This window comes from Nonomuraea sp. NPDC049695 (assembly GCF_040674955.1).
Classification (GTDB): domain Bacteria; phylum Actinomycetota; class Actinomycetes; order Streptosporangiales; family Streptosporangiaceae; genus Nonomuraea; species Nonomuraea helvata.
The window spans coordinates 85,819-104,012 of record NZ_JBFANV010000031.1 but is presented as its reverse complement, the minus strand read 5'-3'; the positions used below and the strand labels follow the sequence as shown (position 1 = coordinate 104,012).

Sequence of the window (18,194 nt, the reverse complement as noted above, 5' to 3'; positions counted from 1 at the left end):
TACACCTATTCCGCCCTAATGGTGATCGGCGGCATCATCGCAGCTCACTCTAGGGGCCGCGGTGGTTGCGACGTCATCATCGCCGTACCAGCAGGCTCGATTGCCATCTGAGGGCGCTCTGGGCTCTTCAGTCCCTACGTCATCGCAGGCTTTTATACTTCTCACAAGCACCAGCTATTTCAGGGCCAGCCAAAACGGCCAAGCAGGGACATCCAGGACAAAGATGCGACTTGTATGCGCCAAAGTCACGAACTTCCGCGCCCTCGAATCGGTGATGATTCGCATCGATGACGCGACCACACTCATCGTCGGAAGGAACAACAGCGGCAAGACTTCCTTCGTCGAGCTCTTCGAGAGGTTCTTTGGCGGCGAGCGGCCACGTTTCACGCTGGACGACCTACCGACCTCCCAGATCGACGCCCTCAAGCGCGCTGTCCGCACCTACCGGCAGGCAGAGCGTTTCAGGGATTCAGACCCGGTACAGGCCAGTGCGCTGACCGACCGAGCGATCAAGCTACTGCCGAAGATTCTTTTCCGGCTCACCATCGCCTACCGGGAAGATGAGGACCTTTCAGCAATCAGCGCGATCATCATCGACCTGTCCGAAGACTGCCACGAAGCCGAAATCGAGGCGCGGTTCGAGGCGCGGAGTGCTCTGGACTTTCTCAGGACCGCCATTAAGGCGAAGGCCGACGACAAGCAACTCGCGAAGTATTTCCAGCGCCACTTTCACGCGACATTTTATGCAGTTGGCACAGGCTCGGCAACGGGGACCGAACTTCCCATCGAACGGGCGCTGGCAAGGCAGATCATCTCAACGATGTTTGTCTTTGCCCAGGTCAAGTTCGACGACGTCTCCGCCGACCGGACCAGAAAGCTGTCACGCACCTTCGAGAAGTTCATGGAGACCTACCACCAGGACGAGCAAACAACCGTCGCCAAGTTCGAAAACGCTCTCCTGGGGATGGCTAGAAGACTCGACAGCAACTACGACGAGATCTTCGCTCCGGTCCTTTCCTGGATGGACGCCTTCGGCAAAGGCATCTTCGGCCCGGGACAGCGGCCCCGCATCGTCTCAGAGCTTGACCCCGTGTCCATCGTCAAGAACACCACGCGCATCACCTATGCCAGCAGCGACGGCAGCCGGCAATTGCCGGAAGCGCACAACGGGCTCGGCTACAGCAAGCTGGCTTTCACCGTGCTCCAAGTCATCAGCTTCCTGGAGTCCCATCGGCGCGCGTCACCCAAACCCGCTGTGAGCCTGCTCTTCGTCGAAGAGCCAGAAGCCCATCTCCATCCTCAAATGCAGGAGGTCTTCGTCCGAGGCATCAGAGACCTTCTGGAAGATCAGGACGCAGAAGGCGTTCAAGTCATCGTGACCACACACTCGTCCCACATCGTCGCCAGCGGCCATTTCGAGGCAGTGCGCTATTTCGACTGCACCGGCCCCACACTCGTTGTGAAGGACCTAGCGGAGTTCCGCCATACTACAAAACCCGTACCGGCGGAGGAGACCATGCGTTTTCTCGCCAAGTACATGGTGCTGCACCGATGCGACATGTTCTTCGCTGACAGCGTCATCCTCATCGAGGGGGCGACGGAACGACTCCTCATGCCGGCCATGATCCGGATCTGCGCCGAGCAACTTCGCCGCGACTACGTGTCCGTGGTCGAGGTGGGCGACGCCTATGCCCACCGTTTTCGCGAGCTCCTCACTTTCCTCGGCGTGCGCACCCTGATCATCACGGATATCGACTCTGTCCAGCCGCTTGAGAGCGTCGACAAGAACGGCAGAAAGCGGACGACGTATCTGACCTGCCGGACGGAGACCGGTGGCGCGGTCACATCAAACGCCACGATCAAGGACCGGCTGCCCAACTTGTCGACTATCGACGCGTTGCTCGCCACCACGGCCGAGCAACGCACCTTCGATCGCGTGCGGCTGGCTTACCAGGTGCCCGAAGCACCTGGTATGCGTTGTGGGAGGAGCTTCGAAGAGGCCTTCATCCTCGCCAACGCCGAAATCTTGGCCAAGAACCTCGACCAGCTCGCGCTCAAAAGCACGTTCGAAAGACACCTGGAAGATCCCATCACCGCTGAGGACATCCTTCAGAACGCTTTCGAGATCGCTGCCTCCCTAAATGAGAAGAAGACCGACTTCGCGTTCGACATTCTCATGCTGGATGGCTGGAACGTTCCCCGATACATTATCGAAGGGCTGCAGTGGCTGATCGCGACGTCACCGAACGGGTAATCCTCGCCCTGGACGAGCGGCGTAGCTTTCTCGTCGACGCGGGTGCGGGTTCGGGGAAAACCTACACGCTTGTCCAGGCGCTGCGACACCTCCTCACCGAGCGCCGCGCCGACCTGGAGCGAACCAGCGGCAGGATCGCGTGCATCACCTACACAAACGTGGCGAAGGACGAGATCCGCGACCGGATCGGCGCCGACCCCCTCGTGATCGTCGCAACGATTCACGAGTTTCTCTGGGCTGAGATCGAGCGGTTCCAGACACCGTTACGCGCGGCGCTCATCGCCAGGAACGAGGAGTTCGACGACCCTCAGGATCTGCAGACTCTTACGGAGAGCACCAAGATCCGATACGTCCAGCTGGGCCGGAACCTCGCCCAGGGCCTGATCTCACACGACGATGTCCTGGCTCTGTCCCACCGACTCGTGTCCAGCTCGCCGAAACTGGCACGAATCATCGCCGACCGGTTCCCCTACATCCTCGTGGACGAGTATCAAGACACCTCTCCCTTGACTGTGGAAGTCCTACTCGACCACCTGGCTGGCGCCGTCAGCCGGAGATGCACCATCGGACTGTTCGGCGACTCGATGCAGAGGATCTACCGGACAGGCGTGGGCGAAGTGACGGGCTACCCTGAACTTGAACGCATCACCAAAGACGAAAACCGCCGCTCCGCTCAATCGATCATTAACGTCCTCAACGCCATGCGTCCTGAGCTGCCGCAAAAGCCAGTCGGCCCGCCCCGTAATGGAGAGACTCAGCTCTTCCTGCAACGGGACGTCCCGAAGGAGAAGCGCCTCGAGTCGGCGCTCACCCGACTCAACGACCTTGGTTGGACGTCGGCGACTGCCAAGCGGCTCTACCTGACTCACCGGGCCATCGCCCGGGATCTGGACTACTCCGACCTCAACGAGGCTTATCGAAAGGCCGGCCGGCAGGACGCCCTGCACGACGCGACTGACCTTCTGATTCGCCATGCCCTCGACATTGAGGCCTTTTGCACCGCCTTCGAGTCCGAGGATCACGCGTTGCTGGCCACCCTGCTCGCCAGCAGGAATGTGAAGATCACCAAGCATGCGGACAAGGGCAGAATCTCCGACGCCCTTCAAAGGGTGGTCACCTCACGCGCGACCATGACTATCGGCGCGGTCTTCGATCACGTCCACGAGTCTGGATTGCTGCTGAAGCCCGCGGAGGTCAGCGCGCGCGAGCGGAGCATCATGGCCAAGGACCTCGACAAGCGCGCTCAGCGGAGGGCAGACCTCGCCCGCGCCGTGCTTGCTTGCCCCTATAAGCAGGCCATGGCCTATGGCCTATACAAAAACGAGGAAACACCGCTTGCCACGCAACATGGCGTCAAGGGCGCTGAGTTCGACGACGTCGTGGCCGTGATCGACGACAAAGCCTGGACCATGTACAGCATGAACGAGATGCTGACTGACCCTTCCGGCGTTAAGGACCGCATCGTCCGTACGAAGAACCTCTTCTATGTCTCATGTTCCCGTGCCAGGAACCGCCTTGCCGTTGTCCTCCTGAGTGACCTGTCTCCGGCAGCAGAGCACACAGCACGCACCTGGTTTGCTGGGGGCATGATCCATCCCTGACAGAAGGCCACTTTCGGCTAAGTGCAAACAACATCTCGATACATGGACTGGAACCGAGCTTGCTGGAGGCCGGGGCACCAAAATCTCCACGAAACCGGACTGGTTCAATCGGCGGTCGCGGCAGAGCGTGCAGGGCACGCATGGTCAGGCCGAAGCCTTCCGGCGTGGGCGTTGTGCCTTCAGCGTGAGGGACATAATGCCGGGCGGTGGCATACCAGCCATCCACACTGACCGGCTGGCGTACGGGCAGGGCATGATCGTGGGAAAGCCGTGCGTGGCGAGCCAGCGAGTGACGGTCACAGCGGCGTGCAAATGCCGGGCGATCGCGTTGTTGCCGGGGCGTGACGCAGCCGCAGCACCGCGTCAAGGTCAGGCACATGATAGCCCGTCTAGGCCGAGGATCGTGCACGAGGGCCTGGACGGGAGGTGTGCTGGTCGAAACCGGGACAGTCGTCACGTCCGTGCTGCCGGTCAGTTCTCCAGGTCGGCGCGCAACATATCGGTGAAGTCCCGTACGGCCGTCAGCCGCGCGTGGGGTTTGAGCCGGTCGGCGAAGTCGCGGACGTGCGCGACTGAGCGGGCGGAGGTGTGCTTGGAAGCTCAGCGGGAGATCGCGGAGCCGATGACGGACACGGCCATGAACACCGCCCAACCGGACGCCATCAGCCACAGGCCTCTGTTGAGGTGTCCGTACTTGACCTGGCACAGTCGGCTGACGTGCCAGATCTGGTCCGCGAGCCCATCCAGCCAGTCATCCTGGCGCCGCCGCAACACCGTCGAGAGCTCGCCGGGACCGGACAGGCTGCGGACATCGGCGAAATAGGCGATCCGGGCGCCGAACGGCCCGCGCCGGCGGGAGGCTCGGGGTTTGATCGCCGCGATCAGGAAGCCTGAGCTGACCACGACCGTAAGAACTGCACCCCACCAGAGGATCGCGAGGAACGTGTTCGCGGCGGCGGGGTCGCCGCCGGCGGTGAGCTTGTTCAGCACCGCGCCGACGCCGACGCCATTCACCGTCAGGAGGATTCCGGCCTTGACGTCGGCACGGCTGAGTTCTTCCCTGGCATGTTTCAGGATCGTGGCCGCGTGCGCGGGCGGGTCGCCGGTCATGATGCCCCGTTGAGTCGGGCGGTGGACAGCAGGCGCTCGGCCAATTCCGGCCGCTCGTAGTTGGTGAAAACCTGGGCGAGTTGCGAGATGAGGTACTTTCTCGCCTCCGGGGTCAACCCGCGAACGAAGGCTTCGATGATCGCGGCGGCCTCGTTGCGGGCCGAACCCGCATCGGCGGCCTCTTCGAGGAGTCTTACTGCGGTCTCGAAGGGGTCGGCCTTGCCGCTGGTGGACATGGCAGCAAGGTCAGCCAGGCGGCTGGGGTCTTCGCCCACCCACCACATGCGAGCCATGGCGGGGCTCGCCAGGAAGTGATCTCGTAAGAAGCCGAGCCGCCGGGCCTGCTCCCGGTACTCCATCCGGGCGAGCGTCGTCTTCTGGACGGCCTCCTGGAGCGATCGTGCCGTCTCCATAGCGCTTGCGCCGGCGCTGACCCGCGCCCGGACCCGATCGAGCCGGACGTGCAGGTCGGGCATGGCGACGACCGATTCGCGGTTCAGCTCGATGGTGATCTCAGCAGCGGCCCTGTCCAGATCGAGGACGGACAGCTTGCTGCTGACGACGCGGGCATGGCTCTCCAACTTTCGGTAGACCTGGGCCTCCTGAGCGGGCTGTTGGTGATCGAGCTGACCGTGGACCTCGATGGTCGCGTCGAAGCAGGCACCATCGAGCTCGCTGGGGAGCCGCGTGCGGTATATGTACTCGTTCGAATGGCTCGCCCTGGCTCCCAGCAGTTGTTGCAGGAAGTCCCTAATCACCGACCTGCGCCTCCTGCTCCATCTGGAGCGCGAGGTCGATCGACTCCCTGGTCGAGGTTCCGCTCCTCGCAAGGACGGCGTCGATGACCTGGTGGAAAACGTGCTGGCGTGGGGGCTCCGCCTCGTCCGAAGTTTCGCGTGCCCACTTGAAGACGGCGATGACCAGGAGGCTCTCCTCGACCGCGCTACTGGGAACCGCCCCGAGCACGGTTACCACCGTGGAAAGAGGCGCCTTTGCCTGGGCGGCCGCTTCCAGCCAGTGGGAGACACCCGATCGTATCTCCGCCTCGGGAAGGGGGCTTCGCAGCAGTGACCTCCAGGCCACCGCCAGCGCCAGCTCCCACCCCAGGTCGACGTGCTCGAGTAGCAGGAGCCGGCCGTCGGGATCCTGCAGCAGCAGGACCTTGAGCAGGGCTTCGGCTGCGACGCTTCGTCGCGGTTCCGGCTCGGATCGGTCGAGCCAGCGTACGAGTTCGTCAATGAGCTCTCGGCGGAGTCGCAGGTTCGTCGCCAGGCCTGCCAGGCCGTCCACCAGGTTCTTCCTGATGTCGATGACGTCGGTGAGCGAGACGTGCTTGAGCCGGGTCAGCGCCACGCGAGGGAACGCTTCGGCCAGCGGGCCGGTGCAGGTGGCTACTACTGCGGCGGGACGCCGTGGCGGGGACTGCCGGGACCACTGATAGAGCGTACGGCGAGCGGCGCGGCCGAGTTCGTCGCTCAACGCCGCCCGTGTGAGAAGGGCGACCCCGAGGCCGAAGGTCGCCGTCCCGTCCAGGAATCCGGTCGCCAGCGTGTTCAGCATGGCGAAATGACGCTGACGGATGGCGAGGTCCGCCACCCGCTCGGCGATCAGCGCTCCGTCGTCCGGCAGCTGCTGCGCGAGCTTGCCGAACCAGTCCTGAAGATCCTTGTGCAGCTGCGGCCAGTGGCTCCAGACGAAATCGAGGGTCGAGGCGCCGAACGCCGTTCGTGAGAACACGACACGGCCATGGTCGTAGCCGGCGGAGATGGATTCCAGGCGTTTTTTCGTGCTGGGCCCAACCAGTCCGTGTCCGGCCTCCGGGCGGAGCTCGAGGATTTCAGAGAGCATCCTGGCCGCGGTGAAGACCGACGACGACGTGCTTCCCTCCAGCACCGCGGCGGCCAGCCGGAGTGCTCGCGTCCTGCCTTCCTCGTCCTCCTTTTCGCCTGGCACGGTGGAGAAGATGTGCTCCAGTTCGGCTTCCCAGTTGGTGTAGGCGCCGAGCGCCTCGTCCACCAGGTGCTCGCTGAAGTGGCCTGCCTTGGACATGGCCTCCGCGGCCAGCCTGGCGAGTCGTACGGCGTCACGAGGACCGGCCGGCGACAGGCACTCCTTGATTTTCGGGTGGGTGCTCCAGCCGCCGGCTTCGGTTTCACCCAGGGAGACCGTTAGATGCTTGCCGAAGATGTCGATGGCAGGGGCGGAGACGATGGGGAGCTCAGGAACCCCGTCAAGGGCGACGCGCCGCCAGACGTCGGCGGTCACCCGGATGACGATCGGCAGCCTTCGCTCGCGTGCCGATCCGATGCACGCCTGCAGCGGCTTGGAACTGCCGGCCAGGTCGTCGGCATGGACGATGTAGCCCATATCCGGCGGTCCGAGGAGTTCCCCCGCGTCGTCCTCGTCGAGAGGGACTTCGCGCGGCTGGAGGCCGAGCCCGGCCAGCAGGTTGATCGCGGTGATCCGCCTGCCGCTCCCCTTGGGTCCCACCAGCGCGACGACTCCATACGTCTTGAGACGCTCGGTGAGAGCCTCCATGCCGGCTGTCGGCACGAACATCGCCCGCTGCCGTTTGATCTCTTCCTGGTCGAGCGCGATGGACCGGATCATCGAGCTGCTCGTGTAGATGCGATCCGCGACGTACGCGGTCGTGACGGGAGCCTGAAACACTGCTGCTGCCGTCGTCTCACTCACTGCGGTCTCCCTTGGACTCGCGGCCGAAGAAGTCGGTGGGAAGCGTCTGGCTCACCTGCATGTAATGCGCGGTGTTGCTCTGGCCGACGGGGGCTTGGAAGACCGCCAGCGGCGAGCCACCGGCCTTCTCCGCCTCCGCGGCGGGAACGGCGGGCCGGTCCTGGGTCCGGGCTTGCCAGGAGGGGCGCGGAACGTACAGCCAAGCGGGCTCGGCGAAGTCTTTGCCGGGCACCTCGGCCGTCGCGGAGGTGAGCTCGCTGGGATGCAACGTCGTGTACCCGGGCCGGATGATGTCGTCGAACACCCGCTGGGAAAGCACGGCCGCGGTCTGGGTGACGTCCGGATGAGAGCGCTTCAGCACGTCGTTGATCGGGGTCGAGTTCAGGAGCCGGAACGTGGTGACGGTCGGCTCGCTGATGCGGTCGCGTACCAGGTCGCCGGAGTCCGGGACCGGGCCGACGTGGAGCGCGGCCCGCAGGCGCAGACGGAGGTCGCGGTCGCGCGCGGCCAGTCGGTGATCCACCTCTTCGAGCACGGTCTGCAGGTTCGCCAACAGCGGGCTTACGAGCAGCGGCAACCACGCCGGATCGGTGCCGAAGATGTAGTCGTCTCCCGCGCTGTCGGGGAAGCGGCGCGCGTCCCATACCTCCTGCAGACCGGACAGGTTCATGGCACGTTCCAGGACCTCAGGCACCAGCTCGTGCAGGTCTCCCAAGAACACCCCCTTGGCGGCGCTGAACTTGACGATGTCCACAGCCAGCAGCGCCCGGTAGGGCGGCAACAGCTGGGTCGGGATGGCTCCTTGCATGTCTCTCTCCTCGCTCTCCCCACGTGCTGCTCCTGCTGCTCATGGTCGTGGAGGTCGGGCGAGCGAACTGTCCAGAACTGGACACAGAGCGCAGATTTTCCGTCAACCCTCCAGAAGGATCCGCCGGAGGCCGGCGAGGTCCAGGAGTTCGAGGCGACGGCGGCCAGTGACGACCAGTCCCGCCCTGCGCAGCGCCGACAGCTCGGCCGCGACCGCCGCGCGGGACATCCCAGCAGCGCCTGCCAACTCGCTCTGGCTGATCTCGATCACCTGTCTCGATGAAGAGTCGCACGCCGCGAAGCGGAGCAGCATCGCCGCGACGCGGCGCTGGGCGGAGAGCTGCGCCAGCTCGCTGCGGAGGTCCTCGCCTTCCCTGAGGCGTTCGACGACGTGGCGGACGAGCTGGTCGGTGAGCCGGTGGCCCTCCAGGATCGCGCGAAATCGGGCGGCGGGAAGTGCGTAGGCGACGCAAGGTTGCAGGGCTGTCACCGTGGCCGAGCGCCTGCCGCCGTCGATGGCTGCGATCACGCCGACCACCTCCCCGGGCCCGCGTACGGCCAGAAGCACCTCGGATCCATCCGGCTCGCTGCGGGTGACCTTGATCTTGCCTGCGGTGAGGCACAGTACGAACGCGCCCGTCTCACCCTGCCGTACCAGGACGTCTCCGACGGCGTAGGACCGAGCCGCGCCAGCCCTGATCAGCCCCTCCCACGCCGGCATGGGTAATGCGCCGCCGAGCCCTCGGACGGGTGACTCAACGTTGGCCATCTTCTCCGTATACCTGGGCTCGTGAACTCCATCAAGCCTCAGGCGGAGCATCAGCCGGCTATGAGACGACGTCAGCTACGGGGATTACGGAGTCGACCATCCGGGCACTCCCCCGGCAGACGACAAGTGGTCGCCCCCGAACCTGCGTTACACGGTCGGACGGCAACGATTTCTGTACTACTACAAGTCGCGGCAACATGGGCTTCTTCGAGCTCTACAAGAGGCTGGTTGGTTCCTCGGATTGGCCGACCTATGGTACGGGCTTCTCCTGGGGTGACGAGCAGATCGCGAGGGAGGCGGTCCCGCAACCGGGAGGCGTGTGCTCGCACCGCCTCGACGATGAACTCGGCGACCTGCCGGGAGGGGTGGGCGGCGTCAGCGACTTCGAAGTACAGGGCGTACTGCTCCTCGTCGCCGGCTGTGACGGCCCAGACGCCGTATTCATCCTTATCCAGGTTTGATGGGCCGGGAACGACGGCTTAGGACGCCAGGTCGACAGTACCGATCTGATCAGGAGTAGGAATCGGTGGCTGCATCGCAATCTTTCTTCTGCTCGGACTGGGAAGAGGACGCGTTGAGGGCGGCCTCCCATGGTGGCGGAGGCGGCACGTGATCGCCAGTCTTATCGCTAGAGCGGAGGTCAGGATTCCATCTGACGGCTCGGGACGACCAGGGGTGAGGGCCAGCGCCCGGCTCAACCTGAGTTCCCCGCACCCTGGGCACTTGCCCTGAGGTCATCCCCTGATCGAGTGCGGGCCCTGGCTGGCGCGTCTGTCGTCGCCCACCGTGAGAGGTGGAGGTGGGACAGATGCCGAAGACTCGTGTGCAGGTCAGCAGGCGATGCGGCTGCGTGGATGCGGAAACAGGACGCCAGCGAGGGGTGACGTGTCCGCGTCTGCCAATAGATGACGACCATGGCAGCTGGTACTTCGCGGTGCAGGTGCGCGGCCTGGACGGGCAGCGGCAGCGCGTCCGCCAGGGCGGTTACGCCGACCCCGAGGAAGCCCAAGCGGCAGGCCGCGCCCTGGCCGCTGCCGACCATGACGGCGCAGGGGCCGGATGCACCCTTGGACAGTGGCTGGCACGCTGGCTGGCCACCAAGGACGCCCTGCGTCCGTCGACTCGGCAGGGCTATGCCACCCATATCCGCCTCTACCTCATCCCGCAGCTGGGACGGGTCCTGCTCCGCCAGCTCACCTCTCGCGATGTCAACGGACTGCTCGCGACGCTGGCGTCCCACCCCTCGCCGACCGGCCGTCGGTTGTCGCCCGCCACCGTGGTGCGGATTCACGCCACCTTGCGGACCGCGCTGAACGCGGCGGTGCGCGCCCGGCTGCTCCCCATCAACCCGGCCAACGGCGCCGAACTCCCTCATCCCCGACGACCACATCCGGTCGTCTGGACCGCCGGACGGACCGCCCGGTGGCAGCAAACAGCAGAACGTCCGGCGGTGGCGGTCTGGACCGAACAGCAGCTCGCGGCCTTCCTGACCGGCGTCGCGCAGGACCGCCTGTACGCCGCCTGGTGGCTGGCCGCGCTACGCGGCTTGCGCCGCGGTGAGCTGGCCGGGCTGCGCTGGACGGATGTCGACCTGCAGGCGGCGGAGCTGACAGTGGCGCAGCAGCGGGTGCACGCCGATGGTCACGTCGTGGTCGGCCCGCCGAAGAGCGCCGCCAGCTGCCGGGTGGTGGCCCTGGACGCGGAGACCGTGCGGGTGCTGAGACGGCACCGCGAGCGCCAAAAGGAGCTGAGCGCGACGGCGGGCACACGCTGGCAGGACTCCGGGTACGTGTTCACCACCGCGGACGGCGAGCCGCTGCGACCGGACTACCTCACCGGCCGGTTCCGCCGACTGGTGACGACCTCCGGACAACCGCCCATCCGGCTGCACGACCTGCGACACGGCGCCGCCACCCTCGCGCTGGCCGCGCGCACCGATCTGAAGGTGGTGCAGGCCATGCTCGGGCACGCCAGCATTGTGCTCACCGCCGACACCTACGTCTCGGTGCTACCGGAGGTGGCCCACCAAGCCGCCAGGGAAACGGCCAGGCTGGTGCTGAACGCCGCGTCCGCGCTGGGGCGGCCGCTGGGCGGCTGACTCAGCTTTGCCCCACATTTGCCCCATGCTGCCCCAGCGCACGGGCGTGGCCTGAGTTTGCCCAGGTGGAGAAGCGCGCCCTGCAGGATTCGAACCTGCGACCGTCGGATTAGAAGTCCGGTGCTCTATCCAGCTGAGCTAAGGGCGCTCCCGCCTTATTGTGCATGATCCGGCGACTTGTCACGCACACGTTTTCCACGTGTCAGCCTGTCAGCCCGATCACACCCCACATCACCAGCGTCCCCACGACCGTCGCCGTAAGGGTCCAGCCGGTGGCGCGTCTTGGTGTGTGGGCCTCTGGGAGGATATCGGAGGTTGCCAGGTACAGGAGGAAACCGGAGAAAAAGCCCAGGTAGGCGCCCAGGAGGCCGTCCGGGATCGTGACGAGGGTGGTCAGGGTGGCGCCTGTCACCGGGGCCAGGGCGTCCAGGAGCAGGAGGGTGAGGGCGCGGTGGCGGGCGTTGCCGTACAGGGAGGTGATCGTGTACGTGTTGAAGCCGTCCGTGAAGTCGTGGGCGATCACTCCTATCGCCACGGCCACCGCCAGGGAGGTGTCCGTCTGGTACGCGGCGCCGATGGCGGCACCGTCCAGGAGGCTGTGGACGATCAGGGCCGCGCCGGCGGTGAGGCCGACTCCCGAGCGGGCGTGGCGGTGGGTGGCGTAGTCGGCCTCGTGGGCGTCGTGCATGCCCATCGAGCGTTCGACGACGTGGAGGGCCAGGAACGCCAGGGCGAAGGTCAGCATCGGCAGGGGGACGCCGTACGCCTGCAGCGCGTCGTGGGTCAGGGCCTCGGGGAGGAGGTCGAAGGCCACCACGCCGAGCATCATGCCGGCGGCGGTGCCGAGGAGGAGGTGGCGGCGGTTGCCGACGCGGTCGGCGGCCAGGCCGCCCAGGAGGGTCATGAGGAACGCCGCCAGAGCGAGCAGGATCGGCATGGGAGTCAACGTTAGAGGTGCTGGGGTGCGACGGCCGAGCCGTGAAAAGGCCGGGCGGGGACGGGGCAAAAGGGTCTAAGCTCTCGTGGCATGGTCGCGACGCTCCTGCATGAGATTCCTTTGCAGGGCGGCGACGTGACTGACGGGGTGGTGCGGGTCGGTGACACCGTACGGAGACCGGCCAGTACGTCGACGCCCGCCGTGCATGCCCTGCTCAGGCACCTCGAGGCCGCGGGGTTCGAGGGGGCGCCGCGGGTGTTGGGGATGGACGCGCTGGGACGCGAGATCCTCACCTACGTGCCGGGTACGACGGGGCTGCGGGCCGAGAGCGTGACCGATGAGGCGCTGGCCGCGATCGCCGCGCTGGTGCGGGAGTTCCACGACGCGACCGCCGGGTTCCCGCTGGCGGCCGAAGGGTGGGCGTACGGGTCGAATGATGACAAAGCGCCGGAAGTCATTGGGCATTGTGATTTAACGCCAGATAACGTGATATTTCGCCAAGGCAAGCCCCGCGCGCTGATCGACTTCGACCTGGCCCGCCCGACCACCAGGCTCTTCGACGTCGTCACCGCCCTCCGCCACTGGGCCCCCATCGCCGACCCCGTCGACCGCCACCCTCTCCTCCGCGACCTCGACGTGGGCGCCCGGCTGCGGCTGTTCTGCGACGCGTACGGCGTGCCGCCCCGTGACCGCCGCCGCCTCCTCGACCTGGCCAGGCTGCGCTTCCACCGCTCCTACGCCGTCATGCGCACTCGCGCCTCGTCGGGCGGCAACTGGGCGAAGATGTGGGCCGGCGGCGCCGGCGAGCGCATCCGCCGCGCCTCCGCCTGGCTGGACACGCACGAAGACGCACTCCATGCGCACCTGGTGTGATCCACTGGGGCTCGCCCTCGGGGTGGCCCTCGACCAGGTGTTCGCCGACCCGCAGAGCCCCGCCCACCCGGTCGCGGTCTTCGGGCGTACCGCCGCGAAGATTGAAAAATCCCTGTACGCGGATAAGAAGGCGTACGGAGTCGTACATGTCGTGATGTGCGTGGGAGGCGTGACCGCGCTCGGGGTCATCGCGCAGCGGATACCCAAGGCGCGTACGGCCGTCACAGCCGTCGCCACGTGGGCCGTGCTCGGCGGCACCACGCTCGCCCGCGAGGGCGAGTACCTGGCCGACGCCCTCGAGCGCGACGATCTGGCGCGGGCCAGAGCCCGGCTCCCCCACCTGTGCGGCCGCGACCCCTCGCACCTCGAGGCCGAGGAACTGGCCAGGGCCACGGTCGAGTCGCTGGCCGAGAATACCTCCGACGCCGTCGTGGCCCCGCTCTTCTGGGGAGCGGTGGCGGGGGTGCCGGGGCTGCTGGCGTACCGGGCGATCAACACACTGGACGCCATGATCGGCCACCGTTCGCCCCGGTACGAGCGGTTCGGCTGGGCGGCGGCGAGGCTGGATGACGTCGCCAACTACGTGCCCGCCCGGCTGACGGCCCTGCTGACGGTGCTGACCGGCCCGAGCCCCGGCCGCGCGCTGGCCGTGCTCAGGAGGGACGGCCACCGGCACCCCAGCCCGAACGCCGGCCGGTGCGAGGCGGCCTTCGCCGGCGCGCTCGGCGTCACCCTCGGCGGCACCAACGTCTATCAGGGCAGGACCGAGCACCGCCCCACCATGGGCGACGGACCGGAGCCCGGCGTCAAGGACATCCGCCGGGCCGTACGCCTGACACGCGCGGTGAGCCTGGCCGCCGCCGGGGTGGCCGTGCTGACAGCCTGGGCCCTAAAAAACCGCCGCAAACAGGTCGCCTGAAAGATTGCGGGCCGCAGCGCAATTGCGCGGCAATCAGGTATTACATGACGCGGTTGAGGTTGAGCACCAGCCAGACGACGAATACCGCCACCAAGGTGATCCCGATCATCGACTTCGCGGCGCTGGTCGCCACCTCCTTCCTGGCGACCACCTGCTTGGCGCTCTGCTTCCAGACCTGACGCATAATGATCATGTTCTGGAACCGGCGGCCGAGAGCGAACACGGCGAATGCGATGATGATGAATAAGATGATGCGACCGTCTGCAGGTTCCACGGAGATCCCCCTGTGGCCTTGAAGATTACTCACGCCCCCGAAACTTTGAGAACTCACGATACTCGGCCGACAGCGGTTTGTAATCGCGATTAAGGCTCGAGATCAACCACGATCGGCGCGTGATCGGACGGGCCCGTCCCCTTGCGGGCCTCCCGGTCGACGTACGCCGAGCGCACCCGTCCGGCGACGTCCGCGCTCGCGTAGACCAGGTCGATGCGCATCCCCATGTTCTTGTGGAACATCCCGGCCCGATAGTCCCAGTACGTGAACGGGTGCGGGCCCTTCATCGGCGTCGGCACCACGTCGTGCAGCCCCAGGGCGCGCAGCTCGGCCAGGGCCTGGCGCTCGGCCGGGGTGACGTGGGTGGAGCCGGCGAACAGCGCGGGGTCCCACACGTCGGCGTCCGTGGGCGCCACGTTGTAGTCGCCGCACGCCACCAGAGGCATGGTCATCTCCTCCGCCAGCGCGTCCCGCAGGGCGGCGAACCAGTCGAGCTTGTACGCGTAGTGCGGCGAGTCCACGGTGCGGCCGTTCGGCGCGTACAGGGACCACACGCGCATGCCGGCGCAGGTCGCGCCGATCGCACGGGCCTCGGGCGTGGCCGCCCCCACCCCGTCGAGCTCCCCGAACCCCGGCTCGCCCGGGAAGCTGAGCGTGACGTCGTCGAGCCCGACCTTGGACAGCAGGGCGACGCCGTTCCACCGCCCGTCGCCGTGGGCCGCGGCGGCGTAGCCCAGCTCGGCCACCTCCGCCATGGGGAACGCCTCCGCCGGGCACTTGGTCTCCTGGAGGCAGAGAATGTCCGGCTTCGTCTCGGCCAGCCACTCGAGGAGACGGGGCAGGCGGGCTTTCACGGAGTTGACGTTCCACGTTGCGAGCCGCATGTCTCCACCCTGCCACCCCGTCGCGTCCCGAGCATAATGGTCACGGAGAGGAGGCAGCATGCCACGCCGCGTCAAGGTCGAGGGTGACCGGTTCCATGGCCGCGTGCCCGAGGGAGCCGTGTACGTGGGACGCGAGTTCCCCGGTCACAAGCGCAGCCCGTTCGCCAACCCGCACAGCCTGTCCCCCAAGGGCTGCCGGGTCTGCGGGCAGGTCCACGTACGGTCTCAGGTGATCCCGCTCTACCGGGCCTATCTGCGGGAGCACCCCGAGCTGGTCGAGCGGGCCCGTCACGAGCTCGGCGGCAAGGACCTCGCCTGCTGGTGCCGCCCCGACCAGGAGTGCCACGCCGACGCGCTGCTGGACGTCGTGGCAGGAGAAGCACCGTAGGTCAGGGCCGGCTGCGCTCCACGCCCACCATGATCTCGTTGCTCAGCCTGTGGCCCATGAGCAGCTCGAGATCGTCGCCGCTCCAGAACTTGCCCGGGTCGTACCAGTTGGGGCGCCGGCCGGCGGGCAGCAGGCCCATCGTCTCGTACGTGACGGCCACCACCTCGGCGCAGTACGCGCTCTCGAGCGTCTCCTCCTTGAGGCGGCGGCGCAGCCGCGGGAGGCGGCCCTTGGCCCAGCGGCCGGCCAGGCGGGCGGTGGAGGGGAACGGGGTGCCGTCGAGCCGGGCCACCGTGCGCAGGGCCGCGTCCTCCATCTCCCGCGTCGCCTCCGGCTCGAGCTGGCGCAGCCAGGCCCGCTGGCCGTAGCGGTCGCCCCAGGTGGTCACCGCGTCGCGCAGATCGTGCAGCTGCACCCCGCGGTGGTGGGTGCCCGACCACAGGTCGAGCAGCGACTTGCCGAGCTCGGCGTGCCACATCATCGGCGGCATGTCCTCGATCACGACGGCCATGCCCACGTGGTTGACCGGGCTGTTGGTCATCGTCTGGATCGCGCGGTCGGGCACCGAACGCCCGCGGAAGATCCACAGATCACCGGTCCTCGTCACCCTGACGGCCTCATCGAGAGTCAGCACACCGCTAGCCTAGGCAACATGCGCATGCGCTGGTGGAAGATGCTCGGTCTGGCGGGGATCATGGGGGTCGCGGCCACGGGAGTGGTGATCGCGCGCGCCGAGCGCCGCCGCCGCGCCTACACCCCTGAGGAGATCCGGGCGCGCCTGAAGGAACGCGTCGAGGGAGCGCCGTCGCCTGGAGGAGCGGCGGGAGCGTAGCGACCAGAGCGGGGGAAGGCGACGGCATCAAGGGCGACCGAGACCGCCTCACGAAGTGAGGCCATGAGCACAGTTCAGCCCGACGGGCGCAGGTCGTAGACGAAGACCACGTCCGGATAGGCCGGGTTGTCGTCGTAGCCCTGCACGGCGCCCTGGAAGGCCCGCTGGTAGTTGACCACCCACGGCATCGCGGCGGCCGCCCGCAGGTCGAGCACCCGCTTCGTGGCCTGCTCGTACGCCCGCTGCGCCGCCGCCTTGTCGGTCACGGTCAGCTCGGGCACGGTGTCGAGCAGCGCGTCCAGGGTGTGGTCCCGCAGATAGGTCAGATTGAAGACGGGCGGGTTTGCGCTGTGGAAGACGTTCCCGAACCACGAGTAGCCGTCGGCGTAGTCGGGCCACCAGTACATGACGAAGATGTCCTGGCCACGCTTCTTGCCGAGGTCCCACTGGGCGTTCCAGGGCATGGCCTGGGCGTCGATGGTGACGTTGAGCGGTTTGAGCGCGTACGCGAGCCTGGTGGCGAGCAGGTGCCAGTCCGTGTCGCCCTCCCCGTACGTCAGCTTCAGCCGCAACGGCCGGCCGGCCGGGCCGTATCCCGCCCTGGCCAGCAGCTGGGCCGCGCCCGCCAGGTCCTGCCGGGGCATGCGGCCGGGCACGTGACCCATCAGCCCCTCGGGCACGATGCCGCCGGCCGGGGCGACAGCGCCCTTCAGGTCCTTGATCAGGCCCTGGTAGTCGACGGCCTTCTGGACCGCGCGGCGCACGCGCACGTCACGCATCGGCCCGCTCGCGGTGTTGAACAGCATCATCGCCGTCTGGAACGACGGCCGCTCCGACGTGCGCACCCCCGGCTCGGCGGCGGCCTCGGCGAACAGGCGCGAGTTGAGCCGCGGCACGAAGTTCACCTCACCCCGCTGCAGCAGCCGCCACGCCCGGTCGGGGTCGGGCACGACGCGGAACTTCACCGTGTTGTAGTGCGGCCCCTCCCACCCTCTCCAGTACTTGTCGTACGCGCTGAGCGTGAGCTCGTCCTCCTTGCCCTTCTGCCACTTCGTCACCGTGTACGGCCCCGAGCCGGCGTCCCTGCCGGCCGCGAAGAACTTCCCGAGGTCGGGCGCCGCCTGCGTGTCGTAGATGTAGCCCGCGTACGTGGACGAGGCCACCAGATCCAGGGGAACGGGGTACTTCAGGGCGAACGTCACCGTGGCCGGGCCGTCGACCCTGATGGAGGAGACGGCGTCCCAGATGTAGGAGGCGCCCGTCCTGGCCTGCATGGTGCGCTCGATCGACGCCTTGACGGCTACCGCGTCCAGCTGCCTGCCGGTGTGGAAGGTCACCCCGGGACGGAGGTTGAAGGTCCACGTCCGGCCGTCGGGTGAGGAGCGCCACGACGTGGCCAGGCGGGGGCTGGACTTCTTGGTGACGGGGTTCCAGAAGGTGAGCGTCTCGTAGACGTTCTGGAAGGCGACGATCTCGTTGGAGTAGGACTTGCTCGGGTCCCATTCGGTAATGATGTCCAGGTTCTCGACGTAGACGAACGAGGACACCCCCGCCGGGGCCTGGGGCGGCTCCGGAGGCGTCGAACAGGCCGCGAGGAGCATCAGCGCGGCGGCCGCTGCGAGACGACGGCGCAACGCAACTCCCTCTGTCAGCGATGTACTCGGGAAACCTACTCCAAGATCGATAGGATCGGTGCCCAGGTGTCCAAAAGTCCCGAAAAATTGGGCATTCTGGTGATCGAATTGCTATCCTCG

18 protein-coding genes and 1 tRNA gene are annotated in these 18,194 nt (G+C 66.9%); 8 read left to right on the top strand and 11 right to left on the bottom strand.

From position 1 onward, the window contains the following. The first annotated feature begins 223 nt into the window (after positions 1-223). Entirely contained in the window at positions 224-2,254 is a 2,031-nt protein-coding gene (locus AB0J64_RS26200; RefSeq protein ID WP_364031806.1) for an AAA family ATPase, read from the top strand. Next, positions 2,224-3,855 carry a UvrD-helicase domain-containing protein gene (locus AB0J64_RS26195; RefSeq protein WP_364031803.1) on the top strand — a complete coding sequence of 544 codons (1,632 nt, stop codon included), beginning with the start codon at positions 2,224-2,226 and terminating at the stop codon, positions 3,853-3,855. The genes AB0J64_RS26200 and AB0J64_RS26195 overlap by 31 nt, the downstream gene beginning before the upstream one ends. 600 nt (positions 3,856-4,455) lie before the next feature. On the opposite strand, the gene AB0J64_RS26190 is transcribed toward AB0J64_RS26195, so the two are convergent. From AB0J64_RS26190 to AB0J64_RS26170, 5 genes are all read right to left on the bottom strand, one after another. Beyond that, a complete protein-coding gene (locus tag AB0J64_RS26190; RefSeq protein ID WP_364031800.1) occupies positions 4,456-4,965 on the bottom strand; it encodes a Pycsar system effector family protein in 510 nt (169 codons plus the stop codon). Next, complete coding sequence (locus AB0J64_RS26185; protein ID WP_364031797.1) at positions 4,962-5,723, bottom strand: hypothetical protein; 762 nt, start codon at positions 5,721-5,723, stop codon at positions 4,962-4,964. Before AB0J64_RS26185 ends, AB0J64_RS26190 begins: the two co-directional genes overlap by 4 nt. Continuing rightward, positions 5,716-7,659 (bottom strand): hypothetical protein, encoded by a 1,944-nt coding sequence (locus tag AB0J64_RS26180; RefSeq protein ID WP_364031794.1) that lies wholly within the window; start codon positions 7,657-7,659, stop codon positions 5,716-5,718. The genes AB0J64_RS26185 and AB0J64_RS26180 overlap by 8 nt, the downstream gene beginning before the upstream one ends. Further along, on the bottom strand, positions 7,652-8,467 hold the full coding sequence (locus AB0J64_RS26175) for a hypothetical protein (protein WP_364031791.1): 816 nt from the start codon (positions 8,465-8,467) through the stop codon (positions 7,652-7,654). Before AB0J64_RS26175 ends, AB0J64_RS26180 begins: the two co-directional genes overlap by 8 nt. 102 nt (positions 8,468-8,569) lie before the next feature. After that, on the bottom strand, positions 8,570-9,235 hold the full coding sequence (locus AB0J64_RS26170; RefSeq protein ID WP_364031788.1) for a Crp/Fnr family transcriptional regulator: 666 nt from the start codon (positions 9,233-9,235) through the stop codon (positions 8,570-8,572). Between the two features lie 197 nt (positions 9,236-9,432). On the opposite strand from AB0J64_RS26170, the gene AB0J64_RS26165 reads away from it, so the two are divergent. Together AB0J64_RS26165 and AB0J64_RS26160 are read left to right on the top strand one after the other, a co-directional pair. Beyond that, positions 9,433-9,696 carry a hypothetical protein gene (locus AB0J64_RS26165; RefSeq protein ID WP_364031785.1) on the top strand — a complete coding sequence of 88 codons (264 nt, stop codon included), beginning with the start codon at positions 9,433-9,435 and terminating at the stop codon, positions 9,694-9,696. A gap of 419 nt (positions 9,697-10,115) precedes the next feature. Next, positions 10,116-11,333 carry a site-specific integrase gene (locus AB0J64_RS26160; protein WP_364031782.1) on the top strand — a complete coding sequence of 406 codons (1,218 nt, stop codon included), beginning with the start codon at positions 10,116-10,118 and terminating at the stop codon, positions 11,331-11,333. A 74-nt stretch (positions 11,334-11,407) separates the two neighbouring features. Here the strand turns inward: AB0J64_RS26160 and AB0J64_RS26155 are convergent. Together AB0J64_RS26155 and AB0J64_RS26150 are read right to left on the bottom strand one after the other, a co-directional pair. Next, a tRNA-Arg gene (locus AB0J64_RS26155) sits at positions 11,408-11,481 on the bottom strand. A gap of 54 nt (positions 11,482-11,535) precedes the next feature. Further along, a complete protein-coding gene (locus AB0J64_RS26150) occupies positions 11,536-12,270 on the bottom strand; it encodes a ZIP family metal transporter (RefSeq protein ID WP_364031779.1) in 735 nt (244 codons plus the stop codon). Positions 12,271-12,360: 90 nt separating this feature from the next. Between AB0J64_RS26150 and AB0J64_RS26145 the strand changes: the two genes are divergently transcribed. Both AB0J64_RS26145 and AB0J64_RS26140 read left to right on the top strand, forming a co-directional pair. Next, the gene (locus AB0J64_RS26145) at positions 12,361-13,143 is read left to right on the top strand and encodes a phosphotransferase (RefSeq protein WP_364031776.1); all 783 of its coding nucleotides are present in this window, start codon (positions 12,361-12,363) and stop codon (positions 13,141-13,143) included. Then, positions 13,127-14,062: a cobalamin biosynthesis protein gene (locus tag AB0J64_RS26140; protein WP_364031773.1), complete on the top strand. Its 936-nt coding sequence runs from the start codon at positions 13,127-13,129 to the stop codon at positions 14,060-14,062. Before AB0J64_RS26145 ends, AB0J64_RS26140 begins: the two co-directional genes overlap by 17 nt. Positions 14,063-14,102: 40 nt before the next feature. On the opposite strand, the gene AB0J64_RS26135 is transcribed toward AB0J64_RS26140, so the two are convergent. Further along, entirely contained in the window at positions 14,103-14,336 is a 234-nt protein-coding gene (locus AB0J64_RS26135; protein ID WP_364031770.1) for a hypothetical protein, read from the bottom strand. Positions 14,337-14,425: 89 nt separating this feature from the next. After that, positions 14,426-15,220, bottom strand: a complete 795-nt coding sequence (locus tag AB0J64_RS26130; RefSeq protein WP_364031767.1) for an exodeoxyribonuclease III — start codon at positions 15,218-15,220, stop codon at positions 14,426-14,428. A 58-nt stretch (positions 15,221-15,278) separates the two neighbouring features. Here AB0J64_RS26130 and AB0J64_RS26125 point away from each other — a divergent pair, with 58 nt between their 5' ends. Next, the gene (locus AB0J64_RS26125; protein ID WP_364031764.1) at positions 15,279-15,608 is read left to right on the top strand and encodes a DUF4326 domain-containing protein; all 330 of its coding nucleotides are present in this window, start codon (positions 15,279-15,281) and stop codon (positions 15,606-15,608) included. A 1-nt stretch (position 15,609) separates the two neighbouring features. Here AB0J64_RS26125 and AB0J64_RS26120 read toward each other — a convergent pair whose 3' ends face one another. After that, positions 15,610-16,239 carry a hypothetical protein gene (locus tag AB0J64_RS26120; RefSeq protein ID WP_364031827.1) on the bottom strand — a complete coding sequence of 210 codons (630 nt, stop codon included), beginning with the start codon at positions 16,237-16,239 and terminating at the stop codon, positions 15,610-15,612. 21 nt (positions 16,240-16,260) lie between these two features. Between AB0J64_RS26120 and AB0J64_RS26115 the strand changes: the two genes are divergently transcribed. After that, the gene (locus tag AB0J64_RS26115; protein WP_364031761.1) at positions 16,261-16,440 is read left to right on the top strand and encodes a hypothetical protein; all 180 of its coding nucleotides are present in this window, start codon (positions 16,261-16,263) and stop codon (positions 16,438-16,440) included. A 74-nt stretch (positions 16,441-16,514) separates the two neighbouring features. Here the strand turns inward: AB0J64_RS26115 and AB0J64_RS26110 are convergent, their stop codons facing one another. Next, on the bottom strand, positions 16,515-18,074 hold the full coding sequence (locus AB0J64_RS26110) for an ABC transporter substrate-binding protein (RefSeq protein WP_364031759.1): 1,560 nt from the start codon (positions 18,072-18,074) through the stop codon (positions 16,515-16,517). Positions 18,075-18,194: the final 120 nt, after the last annotated feature.